This window comes from [Roseibacterium] beibuensis, assembly GCF_039542305.1.
Taxonomy (GTDB): domain Bacteria; phylum Pseudomonadota; class Alphaproteobacteria; order Rhodobacterales; family Rhodobacteraceae; genus Roseibacterium; species Roseibacterium beibuensis.
On sequence record NZ_BAABHW010000002.1, the window covers coordinates 781,385 to 802,567 of the forward strand.

The 21,183-nt window shown below is 64.8% G+C and carries 27 protein-coding genes and 1 pseudogene; 12 read left to right on the forward strand and 16 right to left on the reverse strand.

Annotation, left to right across the window (positions count from 1 at the left end):
- Positions 1 to 47: 47 nt before the first annotated feature.
- On the forward strand, positions 48 to 596 hold the full coding sequence (gene thpR / locus ABD923_RS10510; protein ID WP_259554032.1) for an RNA 2',3'-cyclic phosphodiesterase: 549 nt from the start codon (positions 48 to 50) through the stop codon (positions 594 to 596).
- Here thpR and recO read toward each other — a convergent pair.
- Complete coding sequence (recO, locus tag ABD923_RS10515; RefSeq protein ID WP_259554031.1) at positions 569 to 1,309, reverse strand: DNA repair protein RecO; 741 nt, start codon at positions 1,307 to 1,309, stop codon at positions 569 to 571. The two genes, thpR and recO, sit on opposite strands and share 28 nt — an antisense overlap.
- Positions 1,310 to 1,373: 64 nt before the next feature.
- Between recO and ABD923_RS10520 the strand changes: the two genes are divergently transcribed.
- Positions 1,374 to 1,991, forward strand: a complete 618-nt coding sequence (locus ABD923_RS10520) for a Pr6Pr family membrane protein (protein WP_345229465.1) — start codon at positions 1,374 to 1,376, stop codon at positions 1,989 to 1,991.
- Here ABD923_RS10520 and ABD923_RS10525 read toward each other — a convergent pair.
- Both ABD923_RS10525 and era read right to left on the reverse strand, forming a co-directional pair.
- Complete coding sequence (locus tag ABD923_RS10525) at positions 1,988 to 2,317, reverse strand: DUF1491 family protein (RefSeq protein ID WP_259554029.1); 330 nt, start codon at positions 2,315 to 2,317, stop codon at positions 1,988 to 1,990. The two genes, ABD923_RS10520 and ABD923_RS10525, sit on opposite strands and share 4 nt — an antisense overlap.
- 5 nt (positions 2,318 to 2,322) lie before the next feature.
- A complete protein-coding gene (era, locus tag ABD923_RS10530; protein WP_259554028.1) occupies positions 2,323 to 3,228 on the reverse strand; it encodes a GTPase Era in 906 nt (301 codons plus the stop codon).
- Between the two features lie 131 nt (positions 3,229 to 3,359).
- Here era and argC point away from each other — a divergent pair, with 131 nt between their 5' ends.
- A complete protein-coding gene (gene argC, locus ABD923_RS10535) occupies positions 3,360 to 4,274 on the forward strand; it encodes an N-acetyl-gamma-glutamyl-phosphate reductase (protein WP_259554027.1) in 915 nt (304 codons plus the stop codon).
- 6 nt (positions 4,275 to 4,280) lie between these two features.
- Here the strand turns inward: argC and rnc are convergent, their stop codons facing one another.
- The 8 genes from rnc to folK all read right to left on the reverse strand — a co-directional run bounded on the left by rnc (position 4,281) and on the right by folK (position 11,127).
- Complete coding sequence (gene rnc, locus ABD923_RS10540) at positions 4,281 to 4,967, reverse strand: ribonuclease III (RefSeq protein ID WP_259554026.1); 687 nt, start codon at positions 4,965 to 4,967, stop codon at positions 4,281 to 4,283.
- A gap of 2 nt (positions 4,968 to 4,969) precedes the next feature.
- Positions 4,970 to 5,758, reverse strand: coding sequence for a signal peptidase I (lepB, locus tag ABD923_RS10545; protein ID WP_222190696.1), 789 nt, complete (start codon positions 5,756 to 5,758; stop codon positions 4,970 to 4,972).
- A gap of 85 nt (positions 5,759 to 5,843) precedes the next feature.
- The gene (acpS, locus tag ABD923_RS10550) at positions 5,844 to 6,296 is read right to left on the reverse strand and encodes a holo-ACP synthase (protein ID WP_222190695.1); all 453 of its coding nucleotides are present in this window, start codon (positions 6,294 to 6,296) and stop codon (positions 5,844 to 5,846) included.
- A gap of 140 nt (positions 6,297 to 6,436) precedes the next feature.
- The gene (locus ABD923_RS10555) at positions 6,437 to 7,183 is read right to left on the reverse strand and encodes a pyridoxine 5'-phosphate synthase (protein ID WP_259554025.1); all 747 of its coding nucleotides are present in this window, start codon (positions 7,181 to 7,183) and stop codon (positions 6,437 to 6,439) included.
- A gap of 1 nt (position 7,184) precedes the next feature.
- Positions 7,185 to 7,781 carry a DUF2062 domain-containing protein gene (locus ABD923_RS10560; RefSeq protein WP_259554024.1) on the reverse strand — a complete coding sequence of 199 codons (597 nt, stop codon included), beginning with the start codon at positions 7,779 to 7,781 and terminating at the stop codon, positions 7,185 to 7,187.
- A 106-nt stretch (positions 7,782 to 7,887) separates the two neighbouring features.
- A complete protein-coding gene (locus tag ABD923_RS10565; protein WP_259554023.1) occupies positions 7,888 to 10,011 on the reverse strand; it encodes a RelA/SpoT family protein in 2,124 nt (707 codons plus the stop codon).
- A 42-nt stretch (positions 10,012 to 10,053) separates the two neighbouring features.
- On the reverse strand, positions 10,054 to 10,407 hold the full coding sequence (gene rpoZ / locus ABD923_RS10570; protein ID WP_222190687.1) for a DNA-directed RNA polymerase subunit omega: 354 nt from the start codon (positions 10,405 to 10,407) through the stop codon (positions 10,054 to 10,056).
- A gap of 75 nt (positions 10,408 to 10,482) precedes the next feature.
- Positions 10,483 to 11,127, reverse strand: a complete 645-nt coding sequence (folK, locus tag ABD923_RS10575) for a 2-amino-4-hydroxy-6-hydroxymethyldihydropteridine diphosphokinase (RefSeq protein WP_345229466.1) — start codon at positions 11,125 to 11,127, stop codon at positions 10,483 to 10,485.
- Positions 11,128 to 11,389: 262 nt separating this feature from the next.
- Here folK and ABD923_RS10580 point away from each other — a divergent pair, with 262 nt between their 5' ends.
- From ABD923_RS10580 to ABD923_RS10610, 7 genes and pseudogenes are all read left to right on the forward strand, one after another.
- Positions 11,390 to 11,962 (forward strand): LabA-like NYN domain-containing protein, encoded by a 573-nt coding sequence (locus tag ABD923_RS10580; RefSeq protein ID WP_222190683.1) that lies wholly within the window; start codon positions 11,390 to 11,392, stop codon positions 11,960 to 11,962.
- Positions 11,963 to 12,135: 173 nt separating this feature from the next.
- Positions 12,136 to 13,086: a 4-hydroxy-3-methylbut-2-enyl diphosphate reductase gene (ispH, locus tag ABD923_RS10585; RefSeq protein WP_259554021.1), complete on the forward strand. Its 951-nt coding sequence runs from the start codon at positions 12,136 to 12,138 to the stop codon at positions 13,084 to 13,086.
- A gap of 66 nt (positions 13,087 to 13,152) precedes the next feature.
- Positions 13,153 to 13,611 (forward strand): pyridoxamine 5'-phosphate oxidase family protein, encoded by a 459-nt coding sequence (locus ABD923_RS10590; protein WP_259554020.1) that lies wholly within the window; start codon positions 13,153 to 13,155, stop codon positions 13,609 to 13,611.
- Between the two features lie 88 nt (positions 13,612 to 13,699).
- A pseudogene (locus tag ABD923_RS10595) lies at positions 13,700 to 13,991 on the forward strand (LysE family transporter); the annotation flags it as partial.
- A gap of 42 nt (positions 13,992 to 14,033) precedes the next feature.
- Positions 14,034 to 14,489 (forward strand): DUF3429 domain-containing protein, encoded by a 456-nt coding sequence (locus ABD923_RS10600; protein ID WP_259554019.1) that lies wholly within the window; start codon positions 14,034 to 14,036, stop codon positions 14,487 to 14,489.
- A gap of 33 nt (positions 14,490 to 14,522) precedes the next feature.
- Complete coding sequence (gene rnhA / locus ABD923_RS10605) at positions 14,523 to 14,972, forward strand: ribonuclease HI (RefSeq protein WP_259554018.1); 450 nt, start codon at positions 14,523 to 14,525, stop codon at positions 14,970 to 14,972.
- Positions 14,969 to 15,592 (forward strand): trimeric intracellular cation channel family protein, encoded by a 624-nt coding sequence (locus ABD923_RS10610; RefSeq protein ID WP_259554017.1) that lies wholly within the window; start codon positions 14,969 to 14,971, stop codon positions 15,590 to 15,592. The genes rnhA and ABD923_RS10610 overlap by 4 nt, the downstream gene beginning before the upstream one ends.
- A gap of 56 nt (positions 15,593 to 15,648) precedes the next feature.
- On the opposite strand, the gene ABD923_RS10615 is transcribed toward ABD923_RS10610, so the two are convergent.
- The 4 genes from ABD923_RS10615 to argH form a co-directional block, all read right to left on the reverse strand.
- Positions 15,649 to 16,674, reverse strand: coding sequence for a hypothetical protein (locus ABD923_RS10615; protein ID WP_259554016.1), 1,026 nt, complete (start codon positions 16,672 to 16,674; stop codon positions 15,649 to 15,651).
- Between the two features lie 61 nt (positions 16,675 to 16,735).
- Positions 16,736 to 17,203, reverse strand: a complete 468-nt coding sequence (gene greA / locus ABD923_RS10620) for a transcription elongation factor GreA (protein ID WP_222190671.1) — start codon at positions 17,201 to 17,203, stop codon at positions 16,736 to 16,738.
- A 133-nt stretch (positions 17,204 to 17,336) separates the two neighbouring features.
- Complete coding sequence (locus tag ABD923_RS10625) at positions 17,337 to 17,486, reverse strand: argininosuccinate lyase (protein ID WP_259554015.1); 150 nt, start codon at positions 17,484 to 17,486, stop codon at positions 17,337 to 17,339.
- The gene (argH, locus tag ABD923_RS10630) at positions 17,483 to 18,874 is read right to left on the reverse strand and encodes an argininosuccinate lyase (RefSeq protein WP_259554014.1); all 1,392 of its coding nucleotides are present in this window, start codon (positions 18,872 to 18,874) and stop codon (positions 17,483 to 17,485) included. Before argH ends, ABD923_RS10625 begins: the two co-directional genes overlap by 4 nt.
- Before the next feature lie 30 nt (positions 18,875 to 18,904).
- On the opposite strand from argH, the gene ABD923_RS10635 reads away from it, so the two are divergent.
- Positions 18,905 to 19,459, forward strand: coding sequence for a TlpA family protein disulfide reductase (locus tag ABD923_RS10635; protein ID WP_259554013.1), 555 nt, complete (start codon positions 18,905 to 18,907; stop codon positions 19,457 to 19,459).
- A gap of 51 nt (positions 19,460 to 19,510) precedes the next feature.
- Here ABD923_RS10635 and ABD923_RS10640 read toward each other — a convergent pair whose 3' ends face one another.
- Positions 19,511 to 20,104, reverse strand: coding sequence for a DNA-3-methyladenine glycosylase I (locus ABD923_RS10640; RefSeq protein WP_259554012.1), 594 nt, complete (start codon positions 20,102 to 20,104; stop codon positions 19,511 to 19,513).
- 81 nt (positions 20,105 to 20,185) lie between these two features.
- Between ABD923_RS10640 and ABD923_RS10645 the strand changes: the two genes are divergently transcribed.
- Positions 20,186 to 21,028, forward strand: a complete 843-nt coding sequence (locus ABD923_RS10645) for an EAL domain-containing protein (RefSeq protein ID WP_259554011.1) — start codon at positions 20,186 to 20,188, stop codon at positions 21,026 to 21,028.
- The last annotated feature ends 155 nt before the right edge of the window (positions 21,029 to 21,183 follow it).

A 21,183-nucleotide genomic window follows, 5' to 3' on the forward strand; every position in this document is an offset into this window, starting at 1 on the left:
TGAAGGGGCGGGTTGCGCAAAAGCATCCCGCCCCGTTTCCTATGGTCATGCGCGCCTTTATCGTCCTTCCCATCCCTGAAGAAACCACTGCCGCCCTGGCGCGGCTGCAATCTGCCTTGCCGGTGGGAAAGGCCGTGCCGGAGCAGAACCTGCACCTGACGCTGGCCTTCCTGGGCGAGGTCAGCGAGGCGACGCTGGAGGAGATCGACATGGGGCTATCCGGCTTGCACTGGCCTGCGGTCGAGATCGTGTTCGACGGGTTGGATTCCTTCACCGAGATGGAGCGCGGACTGGTTTTCGCCGCCGTGCGTCACACGCAAGCGCTGGACGGGTTGCAGGCCAAGGTGGCGGCGGTCGCGCGCGCGGCGGGTGTGGACCTTCCGCGGCGGCGGTTCCGGCCGCATGTGACCTTGATGCGATCCAATCGGCGGCCAAGGGGCCCAGCGCGGGATCGGCTGGCCGCGCAACTGGGGGCAAGAGCGGCCATTCCGGGCTTTGTCGCCCGCGACATCGTTCTCTTCGGGTCGACCCTGACCCCGGCGGGCGCGATCCACGAGGCGCTTGCGTCCTATCCGTTGATGGAGCCGCCGGCCTGACGGACCAGGAGGTCGACAAGCCGTTGGCGGGCTGCGGGCAAGGGTTTGTCGCCCAGGGACGGCGCCAGGTGATGGGCGAGGAAGTGACCGGTCGTTTTGAGACCGTCCAGCAGGTCGCCCGCGCCAGTCACCGGGCCACCGGACAGGCAGCGGGGGAAGGGCAGCAGGCGGTCGGCCCAGTCGCCCGCCCCTTCCTTGGAGACCGCGCGCCCCGTGCGGGGCGAGATGAAGGCAAGATCCTCGTTCGTGCCGGTCACGGCGCAGGCATCGAGGGACAGGCCAAAGCCCATCTCGTCGAGCAGCGCCAGTTCCCAGCCGAGATACGCCTCGGCCCAGCGCTCGGCCCCGAGCCCGTCGAGCAGCGCCGCGGTGCGGGCATAGAGCGCGGGATGCGCCTCGCGCTCGGGCAGGCAGAAGGACAGGAGCGCACAGACCGCGCCGAGGCCCGCCAGTGACAGCCGGTCGCCCATCGCGTCGGCGGCACGCGAGGTCACCAGCTCCACCTTGTAACTGCCGATATGATCGGAAAGCCGCGCGCGCCATGTGGCGTCGAGTTGCGCACCCGGTTGCAGCAGGGGCGCAAGCTTGCGCGAGGCCCCGCCGGGCACCACGCCGAGATGGCGGCCATGGGCCTCGGTGAACAGCTCGATGATGGCGGCGCTTTCGCCATGCCGCCGCACCGTCAGCAGGATCCCGTCCGCACGCCATTCCATGCGCGCACTATCCGGCGGGGCGTGCGGCTTGTCCATGGCGGGGGCGCATGGCAGGGTCTGGCGCATGTTCCCGACCCTGCCCCGCCCGGCCCGCAGGCGCGCCCTGCTGATCGCCCTCATCGCGTGGTTGGCGCTGTTGGCGCAGTGGGTTTACCTTGTCGATTATCGCGGCACAGGTCCGGTGGCGACGCTGGTCGAGATGGCGCGGTTCTTCACCATCCTGACCACGGCGCTGACGGTCGTCACCTTCGCGACGGTGAATTTCCGCAAGATCAAGGGGGTCGGCGCGCCATGGCTGGCGGCGCTGACCCTGTCGGAACTGGCGCTGGCGGTCGTCTACCATGCGCTGCTGACCGATCTGTGGAATCCGGAGGGCATCGGCTGGTGGGCCGATATCGGGCTGCACACGGTCGTCCCGGCGGCGGTGGGGCTTTGGTGGCTGTTCGACGCGCCGAAGCGGGCACTGGAATGGGCCGATCTGCCGATCTTCATCCTGTGGCCAAGCGTCTACGGGGCCTATGCCTTGGGGATGGCGACACGGGACGCGTTTTACCCCTACCCGTTCATGGATGTCCCGGCCCTTGGCCCATGGGCGGTGGCGGCGACGCTGGGGATGTTGTTGGTCGGCTTGTTGCTGGCCGGGGTGATCTTCATCGCGATCGGCCGCTACGCCGACCGCTAGGACAGGCCCGGTTCGTCCAGCAGGTGCCGGCCTGCGCGATCCTCGACCTCGATCACCCAAAGGTCCGGGTCGAACTCTCGCTGGCGGGCGATGGCCGCGTCGACGGCGGGCTCTTCGCCTTCGGCGAGCACGACCCACGCCCGGTCACCGGTCGCCAGGTCGAAGCTGCGCTGAAACGCGCGCGCGCTGCCGTCAAGCGTGTTGAGCTTGACCAGCACCGCGCCAGCGGTGTCGTCGCCATGGGAGACGACGAAGGCCGGGATATCGGCAAGCCGCAACCGCGCGAGATAGGCATGCACCCAGAACTCGGCCGTCAGCCGCGCCATTCGCGTCAGTTCCCGTCGCGGAAATCGAGACCCATCTCGGAATAGCGCTCGGCCTCTTCCAACCAGTTGGGACGCACCTTGACCTGCAGGAACAGGTGCACCTTGCGCCCGAGGAAGTCTTCCAGTTCCTCGCGCGCGGCCTTGGAGACGGCCTTGATCGTCTCGCCGCCCTTGCCCAGCAAGATGCCCTTGTGCCCATCTCGCGCGACATAGACCACCTGGTCGATCCGGGCGGAGCCGTCCTTGCGTTCCTCCCAGCTTTCGGTCTCGACGGTCAGTTGGTAGGGCAATTCCTGGTGCAGGCGCAGGGTCAGCTTTTCGCGGGTCATTTCGGCGGCGATCATGCGCATGGGCAGATCGGCAATCTGGTCCTCGGGGTAAAGCCACGGGCCCTCGGGCATCGCCCCTGCCAGCCATTTGCGCAGGTCGGCCACGCCATAGCCCTTCTCGGCGGAAATCAGGTAGGTCTCCTCGAAGGGGAAGGCCGCGTTCATCTCCTCGGTCAGCTTCAACAACACCGGCGCCTCGACCCGGTCGATCTTGTTGATGGCGAGCGCGACCCGCCGGCCCTGGGCCTTGTCCTTGAGCGTGTCGATAATGGCATTGACGCCCTCGGTCTTGCCGCGATGCGCCTCGATCAGAAGGACGATCACGTCGGCATCGGCGGCACCGGTCCAGGCGGCGGCGACCATCGCGCGATCGAGCCTGCGGCGCGGACGGAAGAGACCGGGCGTATCGACGAAGACGATCTGGCTCTCGCCCTCCATCGCGACGCCGCGGATACGGGCGCGGGTGGTCTGCACCTTGTGCGTGACGATCGACACCTTCGCCCCGACCATGCGGTTCAGAAGCGTGGACTTGCCCGCATTGGGCTCTCCGATCAGGGCGACGAATCCGGCGCGGGTGGTCATGCTGTGCTGCTCCGACGTGGGGTTTGGCCGTGGGCCATAGCCCATCCCGCGGCGCTTGGCTACAAGTGACAGTTGAGGCGCCCCGCGTCAGCGGGCATAGGTTGGCGCGAAACAGACAGGGGACCGGGTCCATGACAGCGAAAGTGTTCATCGACGGCGAGGTGGGAACCACCGGCTTGCAGATCCGGGCGCGGTTGGAACCGCGCGAGGATATCACGCTGATCTCGCTGCCCGAGGAACAGCGCAAGTCACGGCTGGCGCGACTGTCGGCCTTTGCCGAGGCGGATGTGGCCATCCTGTGCCTGCCCGATGCCGCCGTGCATGAGATCAAGCCCGACCTCGATGCGCAGCCTTGCCGCGTGATCGACGCTTCGACCGCGCACCGGGTCGATCCCGACTGGGCCTACGGCTTTGCCGAGATGTCGCCCGAGGCGCGGGAGCGGATCGCATCGGCGAAATACGTCTCGAACCCCGGCTGTTACCCGACCGGCGCCATCGGGTTGATCCGTCCGCTGGTTGCGGCCGGCCTGTTGCCCGCCGATGCGGCGCTGACGATAAACGCCATTTCCGGCTATACCGGCGGCGGCAAATCCCTGATCGCGGAATTCGAGGAAGGCACGGCGTCGGGCAGCTTCGTCTATGCCACCGGGCAGGCGCACAAGCATCTGCCCGAGATGCAGGTGCATTCCGGTCTCGAAAAACGCCCGATCTTCGTGCCATCCGTCGGCCAGTTCGCGCAGGGCATGATCGTGCAGGTGCCATGGCATGGCGCGCCGGGCTTCGCTGCCGAGGCGTTGGAGACGCTGGCCGCGCATTACGACGGCTCGCCCTTCGTCTCGGTGGTCGAGCGCGCAGCACTGGGCGACCGGATCGACCCGCGCCGCCTGAACGATACCAACCGCATGGAACTGACCGTGGATGGCGACCCAGAGACCGGGGCGACGGTGCTGATCGCGGTGCTGGACAACCTTGGCAAAGGCGCCTCCGGGGCGGCGGTTCAGAACCTCAACATCATGCTGGGGCTGGACGAAACCCTGGGCCTTTGAGGCGGGTCAGCCGCCCTTGCTCAACCGCTCCATCAGGGCGCGGGCGGCGGCCTGTTCGGCTTGCCGTTTCACGCGCGCCTCGGCACGGGCGGTCTCGCCCGAATCCATGCGCACCTCGACCGTGAAGACGGGGGCGTGATCGGGACCGGTCCGGTCCAGCTCGACATAGCGCGGCGGCGTCTGACCGCGCGCCTGCGCCCATTCCTGCAACGTCGTCTTGGGATCGCGCGCATCCTCGGCCACGCGGTCAAGGCGATCGCCCCAGAGCCGCAACACCACATCGCGCGCCACGTCGAACCCGGCATCGAGGTAGATGGCGGCGATCACCGCCTCCATCGCATCCCCCAGAAGCGCCGTCTTGCGGCGGCCGCCCGTGGTCATCTCCGATTTGCCAAGCCGCAGGACCGCGCCAAGGTCGATCTCGCGCGCCACCTCGGCACAGGCTTCCTTGCGGACGAGCGCGTTGAAGCGCGGCGCAAGCTGCCCTTCCTTGGCCTCTCTGTCGCGCTTGAGCACGGCCTCGGCCATGACAAGGCCGAGAACCCTGTCCCCCAGGAATTCGAGGCGCTGATTGTCCGGGCGCGTGGGCGAAGACAGCGAGGAATGGGTCAGCGCGCGCAGGATCAGATCGGGGTCTTGGAACTGGTGCCCCACCCGCTCGCAGAAAGCCGAAATCTCGCGCGACAGCGCCATGGTCAGTCGATCCGGTGGAAGAAGCGGTCAGACCGCCATGTCCAGAAGTAGATCATGCGCTGACCGGCGGAAGAGAAGATCACGCGATCCGCCCGGCCAAGCAGGTTTTCGAACGGGACGAAGCCGACACCGCCAACCGATTGCGGAAAGCGCGAGTCGATGGAGTTGTCGCGGTTGTCGCCCATCACGAAGTAATGCCCTTCGGGCACGACGTATTCCGGCGTATTGTCGCCGCGCGTGCCATCCTGGATGTTCAGAACGGAGTGGCTGACACCGCCCGGCAGGGTCTCGGTCGCGGCCTCTTTCTCGCAGATCGCGCCTTCGCCGACAGGGGCGTTGGAACAGCGCGGTAGATGGCCGATGGGGCCCTGGCGTTCGTAAACCTCTTCGAAGGGTGCTTCGGGCGTCACCTCGACCGGGTCCCCGTTGATGTGCAAAAGCCCGTCGATCACCTGCACGCGGTCGCCGGGCAGGCCGATCACCCGCTTGATGAAATCCTCGCCGTTCACCGGGTGGCGGAAGACGACGACATCGCCCCGCTCGGGCTCGCGCCCGAAAATGCGGCCATCGAAGGGACACATCGAGAACGGGCAGGAATGGCGCGAATAGCCGTAGGCCATCTTGTTGACGAACAGGAAATCCCCGATCAGCAGCGTGTCCTTCATCGACCCTGACGGAATCCAGAAGGGCTGAAAGAACAGGGTGCGAAACACGCCCGCGATCAGGAGGGCGTAGACGATGGTTTTCACCGTCTCCCAGATGCCGTCTTTCTTGGCGTTCGACGCTGCCATGGGTGTTGCCCTTTCGCTGCCTGCCTCTCGTCGTTCTGGCGGGTTCATGCGGGTCGCGCGAGCGCGAGTCAAGCAAGCCCGCCCGCTAGGACAGACGGCGGCGGCTGACCGGGCCGATTTGCGGGCGCTTGTCGGCTTCTTCCTCGGGCAGGGCCTCGATCACGACATAGGCCTGCGCCCAAGGGTGATCGTCGGTCAGGCTGACATGGATGACGGCGCTATGGCCGTCGGGCGTCATCTGCTCCAACCGTTCCTTGGCCCAGCCCGTGACCTCCATCACCGGCTGGCCGGACTGCAGGTTGGTGACCGCCATGTCGCGCCACGCGATCCCCATGCGCAGGCCGGTGCCCAAGGCCTTTGAACAGGCCTCCTTGGCGGCCCAGCGCTTGGCATAGGTCGAGGCGGGGTCTTTCATCCGCTCGGCCCGGGTCTGTTCGGTCACGGTGAAAACGCGGTTGCGAAACCGGTCGCCGAACCGATCGAGGGCCTTTTGAATCCGCTCGATATTCGCGAGGTCGGTGCCGATGCCGAGGATCATGGGGCGTCTCTTGTCACGGTCTTCTGAAGTTCACGAGCGGCGCGCGTTGACACCGATGACGGCTCAAAGGGCCCGCCTTCGGCGGGGCCGGTTCTGGGGAATGTCGGCACGTGTGATCTCCGGGTCTGGATCGGCGGCAATCAGGTGCGCGCAGCCTCCATCATTCGGCGCATTTCCGCAATGGCAGCCGGCAGCCCGACGAACACCGCCTCGCCGATCAGGAAATGCCCGATGTTGAGTTCCTTCACCTCGTGCAATTCGGCGACGGGCGTGACCGTGTCATAGGTCAAGCCGTGTCCCATATGCACCTCAAGTCCCAGGTCGGCGGCCTGTTTCGCCCCGTCGATCAGGCGGGCGAGTTCCGCGTCCCGTGCAGCAAAATCGCCACCGGCGTGGTGGTCGCAATAGGCGCCGGTATGCAGTTCGATCACGGGCGCACCGATGCGATGCGCCGCCTCGATCTGGGCCGGGTCTGGCGCAATGAACAGCGACACGCGGATGCCGGCATCGCGCAGCGGCGCAATGAAATCGGCCAGCCGGTTCTGATCTGCCGCCACTTCAAGGCCACCCTCGGTCGTACGCTCTTCGCGGCGTTCGGGCACGATACAGGCGGCATGCGGGCGGTGGGCCAGCGCGATTTTCTGCATCTCGTCGGTGGCGGCCATCTCGAAATTCAGCGGGATCGAGATCGCCTGCATGATCGCGTCGATATCGGCGTCGCGAATATGCCGGCGATCCTCGCGCAGATGGGCGGTGATCCCATCGGCCCCGGCCTCTTGCGCCATGACGGCCGCACGGACCGGGTCCGGCACCGCGCCGCCACGGGCGTTCCGGAGCGTGGCCACGTGGTCGATGTTGACGCCCAGTCTCAGTTCGCGCTCGCTCATCTCAACCCCTTTCAACCTCAGCCTGACGACTGAGTTTTTCCATCTTCTTCCGCAGTTTGGCCGCGCGCCGTTTCTGGTATGCGCGGATCACCGTAACGCTGACGTAATAGCAGGTCAGGGCACAGATAAGGCCCGGCGCGATCCCGCCCACCATCCACGGGAAGAATACATCGTTATAGAAGATCCGCAGGTCACCCCAATGCGCCTGTGCCGGGGTGAAAACAGCGATCATGTTGTGCCACAGATCACCCGCCGCGCCGCCGAACTTTGCAAAGATCGATTCGTCGACTTCGCCCCTTGGGCTGGTGCCCAGAAAGAAATGACCTGTCTGCAACGAAATGATCGCGATCGGCACGTAGGTCAGCGGATTTCCGAGAAAGGTCGCGAGGAGGGCCGCAAGGATCGAGCCGCGCATCACCTTGGCAAGGATGGCTGCAACCACGAAGTGCAGGCCGAAAAACGGCGTGAAGATCGTGAAGGCCCCGGCAAAGACGCCGCGGGCAATCTGTTCGGGTGTTCCCGGAAGGCGGCGCACACGGTGCTGCACATACTGGAAGGCCCGGCCCCAGCCGCCACGGGGCCAGAACGCCTCGACCATGAGCCTTGGCCACGACCTTGGGTCTCGCCTCTTGAAGACCAAGACGCTCTTCCTCTCCTTCTCGGACCCGCGACGCGTCGCAAGACCGTCTCCTACCCGCGCCCCGTCAGGGGCGGCGGTCGAGGTCCCTCACGCGCCCCATGCTGGCCACGTCGCTATCGGCTTCGACCGCCATCATCACCGCGTGAAGATGCTCGGCATCCCGCACTTCCACATCGACAAGAATACGGTAGAAATCCGGTTTGCGATCAATGAAATGCAGATCCGAGATATTTGCGTTCTGCTCGCCGATCAACGTGCAGATGCGCCCCAGCGTGCCCTTTTGGTGCGAGAGGGTGACATCGAGCGTCACATTGTGCGTGGGCGCATGCCGGCCTTCGGTCCAATGCAGATCGATCCAGCGCTCGGGCGTGTCGTCGAAATCGGCCAGGGCCTCGCAATCGATGGCGTGCACGACCGGCCCCTTGCCGGGATAGGTGATGCCGACGATGCGTTCGCCGGGCACGGGCTGACAGCATTGCGCGCGGCGCGTCTCGGCCCCCGGCGGGAGGCCGATCACCGCGCGGCGCTCCTCGATCTCGCCGCCGATATCGTCGTTGACCAACTCGGGATAAAGGGTGGAGACCACCTGCCGCGCCGACAGTTCAGCCGAGCCGATGCGCGCCAGAACCTCGTCGGCTTCCTTGAGGTTCAGCATCTTCGCGGCGGTTGCCAGCGCCTTTTCGGTGGCGCGCTTGTTGATCTGCTCGAAGGCCACACGGGCCAGTTCGCGCCCCAGCTTGATATAGCGTTCGCGGTCGACCTCGCGCAGGTTGCGCCGGATTGCGGCCTTGGCCCGGCCCGTCGCAACGATGTCGAGCCAGGTCGCCTGCGGCGTTTGCCCCTCGGCGGTGATGATCTCGACCGATTGGCCGTTCTTCAGCCGCGTCCAGAGCGGCACGCGCAGCCCGTCGACCTTGGCGCCGACGCAGCTATGCCCGATGCGGGTATGGATCGAATAGGCGAAATCGATGGGCGTCGCCCCCTTGGGGAGTTTGACCACATCGCCCTTGGGCGTGAAGCAGAACACCTGGTCGGAATACATCTCGAGCTTCACATGCTCGAGAAACTCATCGTGATCCTCGGCATTCTCGAACCGTTCGGTCAGGCTTTCGAGCCACTTTGCCGGATCGACGGCGAAGGGATTCTGCGCCCGCACCCCGTCGCGGTAGGACCAGTGCGCGGCGACGCCGGCCTCGGCCACCTCGTGCATCTGCCGGGTGCGGATCTGCACCTCGACCCGCTTGCCATCGCGGCCGGACACCGTCGTATGGATCGAGCGATAGCCGTTCGATTTCGGCTGGCTGATGTAATCCTTGAACCGGGTCGGCACGGCGCGCCAGCGCTGGTGGATCGCGCCAAGAACGCGGTAACAGTCATCCTCGGTCTCGGTGATGACGCGGAAGCCGTAAATGTCCGACAGCCGCGAAAAGGCCAGCTGCTTTTCCTGCATCTTGCGCCAGATCGAGAACGGCTTTTTCGCGCGCCCGAACACGTCGGCCTTCACACCATGTTTTTCGAGGACAGTCTCGATATCCTCGGTGATTTTGGGGATGACGTCGCCGGTTTCCTTTTGCAGCGTGATGAAACGGCGGATGATCGAGGCGCGCGCCTCGGGGTTCAGGACGCGGAAGGCGAGGTCTTCCAACTCCTCCCGCATCCATTGCATCCCCATGCGACCGGCCAGCGGCGCATAGATATCCATGGTTTCATGCGCCTTCTTCGCCTGCTTCTCGGGCGGCATGTGGCGGATGGTGCGCATGTTGTGCAGACGGTCCGCCAGCTTGACCAGGATCACGCGCAGATCCTTGGACATGGCCATGAACAGCTTGCGGAAATTCTCGGCCTGCTTGGTCTCGCGGCTGGAGAGTTCCAGGTTCGTCAGCTTGGTGACGCCATCCACCAGTTCGGCCACGTCGCGCCCGAACTTCTCGGCCACTTCGGCATAGGTGCCCTTGGTGTCCTCGATCGTGTCGTGCAGCAGCGCCGTCGCGATGGTCGCGTCATCCAGCCGCTGTTCCGTCAGGATGGCCGCGACCGCGACGGGATGCGTGAAATAGGGCTCGCCGGAATGGCGCGTCTGCCCCTCATGCATCTTCCTGGCATAGTCGTAGGCGCCGCGAATCAGCGCCTCGTTGGTCTTGGGATTGTAATTCTTGACCAGACTGAGCAGGTCGTCGGCGTCGATCATGACCGGGTCGTCATCCCCACCAACGCCGGGAGCACCGGCGGGTTACTTCTGCCCCTGCGCTTCCATCAGGGCGCGCAGCATCTGCTCTTCGTCCATGTCGTTGTCCGCCGGACGATCACGTTCCACACCCTGCAGAAGCGCCATGGCGTCTTCTTCGGGCTCATCGACCTCGATCTGGGTCTGGTGGCTTTCGATCAGGCGCTCGCGCAGGTCTTCGGCGCTTTGCGTCTCTTCCGCGATCTCGCGCAGGGCAACGACGGGGTTCTTGTCGTTGTCGCGATCGACGGTCAGCGCCGCGCCCGAGGCGATTTCGCGCGCCCGATGCGAGGCGAGCATCACCAGTTCGAACCGGTTCGGTACCTTGTCAACGCAGTCTTCAACCGTCACGCGGGCCATGGAGCACTCCGACCTTGCTTGGGATAATCTCGAACGGCTTACATAAAGGCGTCGCGGCCTATTGACAACCGCAATTCATGTGATCGCCCTGACGGCGTCCAGTTCCTCGGCCGGAAGCGCCTCGGCCAACTCGAGCGCGGTCCGGTCCAGCGCCGGATGCCGCCAGGAGGGCGCGAAAAACGCCATCGGTTTCAAGACGAAGGCGCGTTCCTGCATGGCCGGATGTGGCACGACAAGCCCCTCGTCGGTCAGGACCCGGTCGATGGGCGCTTTCGCGCGGAGGGCCGCATGCCGTGCGGGATCAGGCAGGATCTGCCCACCGATTGCGACGATGTCGATATCAATCGCTCGCGGGGCCCATCGTCCGGCGGCCCGGTCCTTGTCGCGGTTGAACTCGGACTCGATCCCGAAGGCGTTGGCCACGAACCGAACCGTGTCGCTGGCCCGCACGGCCAGCACCGCGTTGACGTAGTCGGGGCCGTTACCCGCAGGATAGGCCGGCGTGCTGTAAAGCGTGCCGCCATGAAGAACGCCATCGGGCATCTCTCGCAACCGTTCCATTGCGTGGCGAAGCGATTCGGCAGGTCCCCCGAAGGGACCGGGCAGATTCGCCCCCAGAGCTACAAAGACAGTGGTATCGGCGTTGGAAATCTCGGCCGACAAAGGTGCGGCATCGACGGGAAGCGGCATAAGGGCAATCCAGCAGAACACAAACGGCATGGCCTTATGGCAGCGGCGGCAAGATGATTGCAATCTCATCGCCTTGGCGCGGTCATCTCATGGGCCTTGAGACAGGAGGATTTCCGCCGCCGTGCCTGGCCTGGGGCAGCGAAACTATGCGGACTTCGCATTCTTTAAGACCGTCGGTCTTGCGTCTGTTTCTCAAATCCCTATTTTCCGGCCATTCACGCCATGCGGGACGCCGGCTTCACTCCCCGGCGGGGACACCAGTGTGGGTCACATTCGCAATAGGATATTTGCAATGTTCTATCGGGACGAGCGCTTGGCGCTGTTCATCGACGGCTCCAATCTCTACGCGGCCGCCAAAGCTCTCAACTTCGACATCGATTACAAACTGCTGCGGCAGGAGTTCATGCAGCGGGGCAAGTTGCTGCGGGCCTTCTACTACACCGCGCTTCTGGAAAACGATGACTACTCGCCGATCCGGCCGCTGGTCGATTGGCTCCACTACAACGGTTTCACCATGGTCACGAAGCCCGCCAAGGAGTTCACCGACTCCACCGGCCGCCGCAAGGTGAAGGGCAACATGGATATCGAACTGGCCGTGGACGCGATGGAAATGGCCGAGCATGTGGACCACATCGTTCTGTTCTCGGGCGATGGCGATTTCCGGCCGCTGGTCGAGGCGGTGCAGCGCAAGGGCGTGCGCGTGTCGGTGGTTTCGACCATCCGCAGCCAGCCGCCGATGATCGCCGACGATTTGCGCCGCCAGGCCGACAATTTCATCGAGTTGGACGAGCTCAAGGAAGTGATTGGCCGCCCGCCGCGCGAACCCCGCCCCGAGCGCGAAGAGGAAGAGCTTGAGGTCGATTGAGCCGGGGCCTTCACCGCCACGACATGAGACACCCGCCCCGGCGGGTGTTTTCTTTTTTGGAACCGGCGGCCCCGCGTCAGTCTGCATCGCATCCCCGGGCTGGACGGGCACCGCGCCTGCCTTTACCTCTGGACCAACGAAAACCGGACCGTTCGCCGCCGAAAGGCCAGACCATGACCAAGCCGCCACTGACCATCTACCTTGCTGCGCCGCGCGGGTTCTGCGCCGGCGTGGATCGCGCCATCAAGATCGTAGAAATGGCGCTGCAGAAATGGGGGGCGCCTGTCTACGTGCGACACGAGATCGTGCATAACAAGTTCGTCGTGGACGACCTGCGCGAAAAAGGCGCTGTCTTCGTCGAGGAACTGGACGAGTGTCCCCTCGATCGCCCCGTGATCTTCTCGGCCCATGGCGTGCCCAAATCCGTGCCGGCCGAGGCCGCGCGCCGCGAGATGGTCTATGTGGACGCCACCTGCCCGCTTGTGTCCAAGGTCCATATCGAGGCCGCGCGTCATCACGAGAATGGCCTTCAGATGATCATGATCGGCCATGAGGGCCACCCCGAGACGATCGGCACCATGGGCCAACTGCCCGAAGGCGAGGTCCTGCTGGTCGAGACGGTCGATGACATCGCCAAGGTCGAGGTGCGCGACCCCGATCAGCTGGCCTTCGTCACGCAGACGACCCTGTCGCTGGATGACACCGCCGATATCGTGGCGGCGCTGAAGGAACGCTTCCCGAATATCGTCGGCCCCCACAAGGAAGACATCTGCTACGCCACCACCAACCGGCAGGAAGCAGTCAAGGAAATGGCCCCCAAGGCCGACGCGATGCTGGTGGTCGGCGCGCCGAATTCTTCGAATTCCAAGCGTTTGGTCGAAGTCGGCGCCCGCGCGGGATGCGAGTACGCCCAACTGGTCCAGCGGGCGACGGATATAGACTGGCGGGCGCTGGAAGGGATCGCGACGCTCGGCATCACCGCCGGGGCAAGTGCCCCCGAGATTCTTGTGAACGAGGTGATCGACGCGTTTCGCGACCGCTACGACGTGACGGTCGAACTGGTCGAAACCGCCAAGGAAAACGTCGAGTTCAAGGTGCCGAGGGTTCTGCGCGTTCCGGCGTGACAGGTTCGGCGGTCGGCCCGCCTCGCTTGTCGACGACACCGGACGTGCATCTTGCTATGCTGCGCCATGTCCGAAACCTTCGATCCCGAAGAGCTCCTGCGCCTGCCCCTGATGGCCAACCTGTCCACGCTGGCCGTGGACGGCGCCCCACGCAACGCTCCCGTCTGGTATCATTGGGAAAATGGCGCACTCTGGATGCTGTCGAACGTATCCGCGAGTTCCGTTCAGCGCATTTCCCGCGATCCGCGCGCGGCTGTTGAAATCGTTCAGTATGACAATGCGCGTGGTATCCTGAGACACCTAGGGCTGCGCGGCGAAGCGGTCATCGAACCGATGGACCCAGAGCTTTTCCGCCGCCTGCTTCGTCGCTACCTCGGCCCCGAGCCGGATTGGAACCCGTGGTTCATTGCCAATGTCGCGCGCATCGACGATCCGGACGGACGCCTTATCCGCCTTTCTCCCGAGACGATCTTCACGAATGATGCAAGCTTCTTCCGCACGGGGCCCGGCCTCGCCACCAAATGAGGTCGTAGCGATGCCATCCACGCAGTTTCTTCTCACCGCTTTCGTTGTCGTCATCGCCCCCGGCACCGGGGTCTTCTAAACGCTTGCCGTGGCGCGCCGCGGGGCGCTCATCAACATCCTGAACCCCAAGCTGTCGATCTTTTTCCTGTCTCTTCCGACGCCCTTTCTCAGCGCCCCCCGGGGACAGTCACGTTTAAAGCGCTGCTCCTTGGCGGGGTTTTCCTGGCCATGACCTTCGCGGTCTTCTTCCTTTACGGCCTGTTCGCCGCCGCCACGCGGGCTGGATATTCGGCTCCGCCAAGGTCATGTCCTGGCTCAATCGCAGCTTCGCGGCGATCTTCGCACTTCTGGCGGGCCGGCTTGCCCTCGAACGCGCCTGAGGGGCCTTGCCCCGCGCCGCGCGGAGGGGCAGATAACGGGTCATGACGCGCATACCCACCACTCCGCTTCTGCTGGGCCTTGCTGGCCTGATCCCCTTCATCTGGGGCGCGATCACCAGCATCCGCCCCGATCTGGCCTCGCTGTCGTCGGTCATCCTGCCGCGGCGCCTGAACGGGCCGGTTCTGATGCAGGTCTATGGATTGACGATCCTCAGCTTCATGGCGGGCGTGATCTGGGGGTTCGCCGCCAGGACGGACGGGCGGAAAGCGACCCTTTTCTACGCGCTGTCGGTTTTGCCGCCGATCTGGGGATTCCTGACAGCCTCGGGTCCGACCGAGCCCGCGCTTTACGCCCTGATCGCAGGGTTCGTGGTCCTTCTGCCAATCGACTGGTCGGCCGCACGAAACGGGGCAGCCCCGTCCTGGTGGATGAGCTTGCGCCTCCTGCTCACCGCGGTTGTCGTGATCTGCCTGATCGTCGGGGGTCTTGCAGCGTGATGGTGCCCGATCCCCGCAGGAAAGAGCGCCGCCATGGCTGAGCTTTACGCCTATACCGACGGCGCGTGTTCCGGAAACCCGGGACCGGGCGGCTGGGGTGCGCTCTTGCAGGCCAAGGAGGGCGAAACCGTCCTCAAGGAGCGCGAGTTGAAGGGGGGCGAGGCGCAGACCACCAACAACCGCATGGAACTGCTGGCCGCGATCTCTGCGCTTGAGGCGCTGGAACGCCCCTCGACCATCACGGTCGTGACCGACAGCGCCTATGTGAAGGGCGGGATCACCGCCTGGCTTTACAGCTGGAAAAAGAACGGCTGGAAGACGTCGACCCGGAAACCGGTGAAGAATGAGGATCTCTGGCGACGTCTCGACGAGGCTGCGCGCCGCCATGACGTGACCTGGGAATGGGTCAAGGGCCATGCGGGTCACCCGGAAAACGAACGCGCCGACGAATTGGCGCGGGCGGGTATGAAGCCTTTCAAATGACAACCGTTCTCGCGCTCGACTATGCCGCGGCCCTCATCTTTGCGCTTTCCGGCGCGCTGGCGGCGAGCCGGGCGCAGCTCGACCTTGTGGGCTTTGCCTTTCTCGCCTCGCTCACCGCGCTTGGGGGCGGCACCATTCGCGACGTTCTGCTGGACCGCAATCAGGTGTTCTGGATGGCCGACCCCACGCCATTGGCCATCGCCTGCGGGGCGGCGGTTGTCGTTTTCTTTACCGCGCATCTGCTGGAAAGCCGCCAGATGGTCCTGACATGGCTGGACGCGCTGGCCTTGCCCATCGCGGTCGCGGCCGGCGTCCGGGCGGCGACCGAACTGGATCAGAGCGTGCCGATCGTCTTGTTGATGGGGGTGGCGACCGGGTGCTTCGGGGGGCTGTTGCGCGACATCGTCTCGAACGAGGTGCCGCTCCTGATCCGGCCGGGAAAACTCTACGTGACCGCTGCGCTGGCGGGGGCGGGCACGGCGCTCCTCTCGGCGAGCCTGACCAGCAACCCATTGGTGCCTGTCCTTGCTTGTATCGCGGTCACGTTTGTCTTGCGGGCGGGATCGTTGGCGTATGGTTGGCGGCTACCGGCTTACAAACCGAGACCCCCGAGGTCCTGATCGAACCCCGACGCCATCGAGCCGAAAATCCTTCCGGAAGGATTTTCGGACAGGCCTCAATCGAAGGTGCCCGTCACGCGGCCCAGGAGCATGAAGGCGCGCGCCGTCCGGGTATCGGCAAGCCGCGCGATTTCCTCGTCGCTGGCGTTCTTTTCGAACTCCATGAAGGTCCGGTCGAAGTGGCGCAGGAAATGGTGCGCGGCATCGCGGAACACGGGGTCTTTCTTCATGCGTCCTGCCGCCAGAACCAGCGACGAGCGGTCGTGGATACCTCCGAGCGCCGCGATTGCACGGCCACGCTCGCCTTGGGCGAAGCGACGCCAGAACTCGGGGCGCGACCGGTCGGGGCGCAGGTCGTCCATGTAGATCCCGTCCTGGCTGAGCAGGGTGAGAACATCCTGGCTGGCCCGAATCAGGCGCTCCGTGCCGCGATCTTCGAGGGCGCGGCGCAGCGTTCGGAAGCCTTCCTTGTCGTGTTCGTTCTCGGGAAAGTTCAACGCCTTGATGAAATCGGCGACCGAGATCGGCTCGCGATCCGTGTTTTGCGCCATGGCAAGCGCCAGCGCGGGTTGGGGCGTGTCCAGGGCGTCGTTCAGCGGGGCCACCGCGGCGCGGGTTTCTGCCGGGGTGGTTGAGCGCATCGAGGTGAAGGTTGCGGGCCGCGCGCCCGCTGCTGCGGCCGCCTCCTGGTTTGCGACCAGTTCGTCAAGCTTCCGAACGAGTTCGGGCCGGATGTCGAAAGCCTGCTTCTGCTGCTGCTCCACATAGGAGGCGCGCATGGCGTCGATCGAGGCTTGCAGGCGCGTCGCCTCGTGGCGCAGCGCGCGGGCCGTTCGGGCAGCCATCGCGGCCACCCAGATCAGGGCGACGGGTAGCAGGACGGCCAGCACCGAAAGCACCATTCCAGCGATGCCGGCGCCCCCTTCGTCCGCGTCGCCGCGAAACCCGAACACCACAACCGCGGCAAGCCAGATCAGCGACAGGATCGCCGCGACGATCTCGACGAGCGTGATACGCCCCTCGGGTTCGCCACGCGCATATAGCCCGAGGTCGAGGGTCGTGGGCTTGTCGTCGTCAGACATGGGGCGGCTATGACCTCGGCACGGGCAGAAACGGCGTGGGCTGGATCATCCGTGCGCCAGATCAGACGTAAGAGATCTTGAGGATCTCGTAATCCTTGCTGCCACCCGGCGTCCTGACCTCGACGGTATCGCCCTCCTCCTTGCCGATCAAGGCGCGGGCAAGCGGGGACTTGATGTTGAGGAGCGCCTTCTCGATGTCGGCCTCGGCCTCGCCCACGATCTGGTAGGTCTTCTCGTTATCGTCCTCGTCCACAAGGACGACGGTGGCGCCGAACTTGATGGGCCCCGACAGCGTCTTGGGGTCGATCACCTGGGCAAGGCCCAGCATCCCTTCGAGTTCCTTGATGCGCCCTTCGATGAAAGACTGCTTTTCGCGGGCCGAGTGATACTCGGCATTTTCGGACAGATCGCCATGCTCGCGCGCTTCGGCGATCGCACGGATGATGGCCGGACGCTCGACCGAGCGCAGTTGCTTCAACTCGTCATTCAGGGCCTTGTGGCCCGCGGGGGTCATCGGGATCTTTTCCATGGGACCTGTACTATCGGGTGAATTCGTTCTCGGTCGTCCGCAGCGATTGAGCGACCGTAAGGCCGTTATGCCGCGCGTTCAACCGAGATGATGGGGACCGGGCAAAGCCGATTCAAGGGGCGTTGGGACCGTTTCAGAATCTGCCCGAGACGCCGACCTCGACCGTTCCGGATATGGTGATGCCGGGTTCGGCCCGGTCAGGCGTTTCGGGTTCGCCATCGGCCCCACAGCCGGCCAGAAGCGCGGTCATCGCCGCGATCATCAGGGTCAGTCGAAACGTCATGCCAGCTTCTCCTTCCAGCGGGCGATCTGGGCGCGGACCTGTTCGGGCGCCGTGCCACCATAGGACATGCGGGAGGCGACCGAATTGTGCACCCCCAACACGCCGAACACGCCCTCGGTGATCCCCGCGCTGACGCCCTGCATCTCCTCCAGCGTCAGGTCGGGCAGGTCACAGCCCTTGTCCTCGGCCAGTTTCACGAGGGCACCGGTCACATGATGCGCGTCACGAAACGGCATGTCCAGTTCGCGCACAAGCCAGTCGGCCAGATCGGTCGCCGTGGAAAACCCGCTGGCGGCCGCGGCCTCGAGCGCGGGGCGGTTCGCGGTCATGTCGCTGACCATGCCTTCCATCGCGGCCAGGGCCAGCATCAGATTGTCGGCGGCGTCAAAAACCTGTTCCTTGTCTTCCTGCATGTCCTTGGAATACGCCAAGGGCAGGCCCTTCATCACCGTCAGAAGGGCCACGTTCGCCCCGAGGATGCGGCCGATCTTGGCGCGGATCAGCTCGGCGGCGTCGGGGTTCTTTTTCTGCGGCATGATCGAAGAGCCGGTCGAGAACCTGTCGGACAGGGCGACGAAGCGGAACTGGGCCGAGGACCAGATCACAAGCTCTTCGGCAAAGCGCGACAGGTGCATGGCGCAGATCGTGGCCGACGACAGGAACTCAAGCGCGAAATCACGGTCGCTGACGGCATCGAGCGAGTTTGCGCATGGTGCGTCGAACCCAAGCGCCCCGGCCGTCATGTGCCGGTCGATCGGAAAGGACGTGCCCGCCAGCGCGGCCGCGCCGAGGGGGCATTCGTTCATCCGGGCGCGCGCATCGCGGAACCGGCCCGCGTCGCGACCGAACATCTCGACATAGGCCATCATGTGATGGCCCCAGGTCACGGGCTGCGCGGTTTGCAGATGGGTAAAGCCGGGCATGACCCAATCCGCACCGGCCTCGGCCTGTTCCAGCAGCGCGCTTTGCAGCGCTTCGAGCCCTGAGATGGCCGCGTCGATCTGGTCGCGCACCCAAAGGCGGAAATCGGTCGCCACCTGGTCATTGCGGGACCGGGCGGTGTGCAGACGGCCGGCGGGGTCCCCCAGCAATTCCTTCAGCCGCGCCTCGACGTTCATGTGAATGTCTTCGAGCGCGGTCGAGAACTGAAACGTGCCCCCCTCGATCTCTGACAAAACGGTGAGCAGGCCTTCCCGGATCGCCTCTGCGTCGCTATCCCTCAAGATGCCCGTGGCCGCCAGCATGGCGGCATGGGCACGGGAGCCCTCGATGTCCTGTTTCGCAAGGCGTTTGTCGAACCCGATCGAGGCGTTGATCGCCTCCATGATCGCGTCCGGACCGGCGGCGAAGCGGCCGCCCCACATCGCGTTGGAGCCCGTATCAGACATGTTCTGTGACCCTTCGGAGGGAAAATTGAAATGATCCGCAGTCTTTGCGCGTCCGTGCTCTACATCGCCCTTGGCCTCGGTGCAAATGCCGCCGCCGCACAGGACTTGTCGGACTTGATCACCGGCGAGATGCGCGGCGTCGTGTTGCATGACGAACCGCAGGCCGTCTCAGAGGCGCCCTTCCTGACCGAAGACGAGACCGAAAGCACCTTCGCTGCTTTCGAAGGCCAGGTGATCGTCCTGAATTTCTGGGCCACGTGGTGTGCGCCCTGCCGCGAGGAGATGCCCGCCCTCAACGCGTTGCAGGAAACCTTGGGCAGCGAGGAGTTTCGCGTCGTCACGCTCGCCACGGGGCGCAACCCGCCCCAGGCGATCCGGCGCTTTTTCGAAGAAGTAGGGGTCACCGCCCTTCCGCGATATCGCGACATCAACCAGCAGATCGCGCGGGAGATGGGCGTTTTCGGCCTGCCGATCACCGTGATCCTGAACCGCGACGGTCAGGAGATCGCGCGCCTGCGCGGCGATGCCGATTGGGCCAGCCCCGAGGCAATCGCCCTGATCGAGGCGCTGATCGCGGAAGGGTGAGCGGGCGTTTTCCTCGAGGAAAACGGCCAGAAAAACTCGAGTTTTTCCGCGTCACCCGCGCGACATGGCAAGGGCCGCGACCTGCGGATGGCGCGGGCAGCCGACAAGGTGGTCATTGACCATGCCCGTTGCCTGCATCCACGCGTAAACGATGGTCGGCCCACAAAATCGGAATCCGGCCTTTTTCAAGTCTTTTGACATGCGTTCGGACAAGGGCGTGTAGGCGGGAACCTCGGCCAGCGCTTGCCACTGGTTCTGGATCGGACTGTGGCCAACATAGGCCCACATCGCGTCAGCGAACCCGCCCTGCTCCTCCATCGCAAGGAACGCGCGCGCATTGCCGATGGTCGCTTCGATCTTGCCGCGATGGCGGATGATCCCGGCGTTACCCAACAGCCGCGCGACCTCGGGCTCCCCCCATCCCGCGATCACCTCGGGATCGAACCCTTCGAAGGCCTCGCGAAAGGCCTCGCGCTTGCGCAGGATGGTGATCCAGCTCAACCCCGCCTGAAAGCCGTCGAGGATCAGCTTTTCCCAAAGCGCACGGCCGTCGCGCTCCGGCACGCCCCACTCGGTGTCGTGATAGGCGACATAAAGGGGGTCGGTCCCGCACCAGCCACAGCGCCCCGTCTCGTCCAGCCCCATCGGCTTTTCCTTCAAATTTAAGCAAAAAATGAAATTTCATCATTCCTTAAGGGATGGCGGGCCATCACGTCCATGCAGATCATGAAAAGAGGTGATGAGATGCGGCGCGAGCTGGCGGAACCGGGCATGGGCAGTCCCCTCGAGGCTGCCATCGCCGAGCGCGATCGCGGCACATTGGCCATGGTCGAGCAGGCGCTGGCCCGCGGGGATGCGATGTTGGCCTATCAGCCCGTCCTTCGCGCCGATGGCCGTCGCGTTGCGTTCTGGGAGGGGCTGATCCGCATCCTCGACGAAACCGGTCGCATCATTCCCGCGCGCGACTTCATGGGAGCGGCCGAAGACACCGACCTGGGTCGCCGAATCGATTGCGCTGCGCTGCAAGCCGGATTGCACGCGCTGGTCGAAACACCCGATCTGCGCTTGTCGATCAACATGTCGGCCAGATCGGTCGGCTATCCGGGCTGGATGGCGACGCTGCGCAGATATCTCGAGCAGCACCCCGGCGCGGTCGAGCGGCTGATCCTGGAGATCACCGAAAGCTCGGCCATGCTGATGCCCGAGATCGTGGCCATCTTCATGGAGGAATTGCAGGACAAGGGCGTCACCTTTGCCCTGGACGATTTCGGCGCAGGCTACACGGCCTTTCGCCACCTCAAGCAGTTCTGCTTCGATATTCTGAAGATCGACGGGCAGTTCACGCGCCATATCGACCGGGACGCGGATAACCAGGTGCTGACCGAGGCGCTGATCTCGCTGGGTCGGCATTTCGACATGCTGGTCGTGTCCGAATCCGTCGAAACCGAGGCAGAGGCCGCATGGTTGGCCAAGGCCGGCGTCGATTGCCTGCAAGGCTACTACTATGGCGCCCCGTCCCTGACCCCGCCCTGGCGCAAGGATGACGCGGCCGAGGCACGCCGCGCCTAGGCTGCCGGGCCGATGGCGCAGCTTTTGCGCGCAGGATGCCCATAGGACATACTGTCCGTTGTGTCGCGCCGGACCTAACTCTATCAATGCGTGTGAGACACGGAGGTCCCCCGTTCGGCAGGATGGCTTGGGGGGCGAGTTAAGAAGGAAAGGGA

Excerpts from the sequence above, each read along its gene's own strand:
- thpR (WP_259554032.1), top strand. The coding sequence starts at position 48 with ATGCGCGCCTTTATCGTCCTTCCCATCCCTGAAGAAACCACTGCCGCC.
- recO (WP_259554031.1), bottom strand. The coding sequence starts at position 1,309 with ATGGAATGGCGTGCGGACGGGATCCTGCTGACGGTGCGGCGGCATGGC.
- ABD923_RS10520 (WP_345229465.1), top strand. The coding sequence starts at position 1,374 with ATGTTCCCGACCCTGCCCCGCCCGGCCCGCAGGCGCGCCCTGCTGATC.
- ABD923_RS10525 (WP_259554029.1), bottom strand. The coding sequence starts at position 2,317 with ATGGCGCGGCTGACGGCCGAGTTCTGGGTGCATGCCTATCTCGCGCGG.
- era (WP_259554028.1), bottom strand. The coding sequence starts at position 3,228 with ATGACCACCCGCGCCGGATTCGTCGCCCTGATCGGAGAGCCCAATGCG.
- argC (WP_259554027.1), top strand. The coding sequence starts at position 3,360 with ATGACAGCGAAAGTGTTCATCGACGGCGAGGTGGGAACCACCGGCTTG.
- rnc (WP_259554026.1), bottom strand. The coding sequence starts at position 4,967 with ATGGCGCTGTCGCGCGAGATTTCGGCTTTCTGCGAGCGGGTGGGGCAC.
- lepB (WP_222190696.1), bottom strand. The coding sequence starts at position 5,758 with ATGGCAGCGTCGAACGCCAAGAAAGACGGCATCTGGGAGACGGTGAAA.
- acpS (WP_222190695.1), bottom strand. The coding sequence starts at position 6,296 with ATGATCCTCGGCATCGGCACCGACCTCGCGAATATCGAGCGGATTCAA.
- ABD923_RS10555 (WP_259554025.1), bottom strand. The coding sequence starts at position 7,183 with ATGAGCGAGCGCGAACTGAGACTGGGCGTCAACATCGACCACGTGGCC.
- ABD923_RS10560 (WP_259554024.1), bottom strand. The coding sequence starts at position 7,781 with ATGGTCGAGGCGTTCTGGCCCCGTGGCGGCTGGGGCCGGGCCTTCCAG.
- ABD923_RS10565 (WP_259554023.1), bottom strand. The coding sequence starts at position 10,011 with ATGATCGACGCCGACGACCTGCTCAGTCTGGTCAAGAATTACAATCCC.
- rpoZ (WP_222190687.1), bottom strand. The coding sequence starts at position 10,407 with ATGGCCCGCGTGACGGTTGAAGACTGCGTTGACAAGGTACCGAACCGG.
- folK (WP_345229466.1), bottom strand. The coding sequence starts at position 11,127 with ATGCCGTTTGTGTTCTGCTGGATTGCCCTTATGCCGCTTCCCGTCGAT.
- ABD923_RS10580 (WP_222190683.1), top strand. The coding sequence starts at position 11,390 with ATGTTCTATCGGGACGAGCGCTTGGCGCTGTTCATCGACGGCTCCAAT.
- ispH (WP_259554021.1), top strand. The coding sequence starts at position 12,136 with ATGACCAAGCCGCCACTGACCATCTACCTTGCTGCGCCGCGCGGGTTC.
- ABD923_RS10590 (WP_259554020.1), top strand. The coding sequence starts at position 13,153 with ATGTCCGAAACCTTCGATCCCGAAGAGCTCCTGCGCCTGCCCCTGATG.
- ABD923_RS10600 (WP_259554019.1), top strand. The coding sequence starts at position 14,034 with ATGACGCGCATACCCACCACTCCGCTTCTGCTGGGCCTTGCTGGCCTG.
- rnhA (WP_259554018.1), top strand. The coding sequence starts at position 14,523 with ATGGCTGAGCTTTACGCCTATACCGACGGCGCGTGTTCCGGAAACCCG.
- ABD923_RS10610 (WP_259554017.1), top strand. The coding sequence starts at position 14,969 with ATGACAACCGTTCTCGCGCTCGACTATGCCGCGGCCCTCATCTTTGCG.
- ABD923_RS10615 (WP_259554016.1), bottom strand. The coding sequence starts at position 16,674 with ATGTCTGACGACGACAAGCCCACGACCCTCGACCTCGGGCTATATGCG.
- greA (WP_222190671.1), bottom strand. The coding sequence starts at position 17,203 with ATGGAAAAGATCCCGATGACCCCCGCGGGCCACAAGGCCCTGAATGAC.
- ABD923_RS10625 (WP_259554015.1), bottom strand. The coding sequence starts at position 17,486 with ATGACGTTTCGACTGACCCTGATGATCGCGGCGATGACCGCGCTTCTG.
- argH (WP_259554014.1), bottom strand. The coding sequence starts at position 18,874 with ATGTCTGATACGGGCTCCAACGCGATGTGGGGCGGCCGCTTCGCCGCC.
- ABD923_RS10635 (WP_259554013.1), top strand. The coding sequence starts at position 18,905 with ATGATCCGCAGTCTTTGCGCGTCCGTGCTCTACATCGCCCTTGGCCTC.
- ABD923_RS10640 (WP_259554012.1), bottom strand. The coding sequence starts at position 20,104 with ATGGGGCTGGACGAGACGGGGCGCTGTGGCTGGTGCGGGACCGACCCC.
- ABD923_RS10645 (WP_259554011.1), top strand. The coding sequence starts at position 20,186 with ATGAAAAGAGGTGATGAGATGCGGCGCGAGCTGGCGGAACCGGGCATG.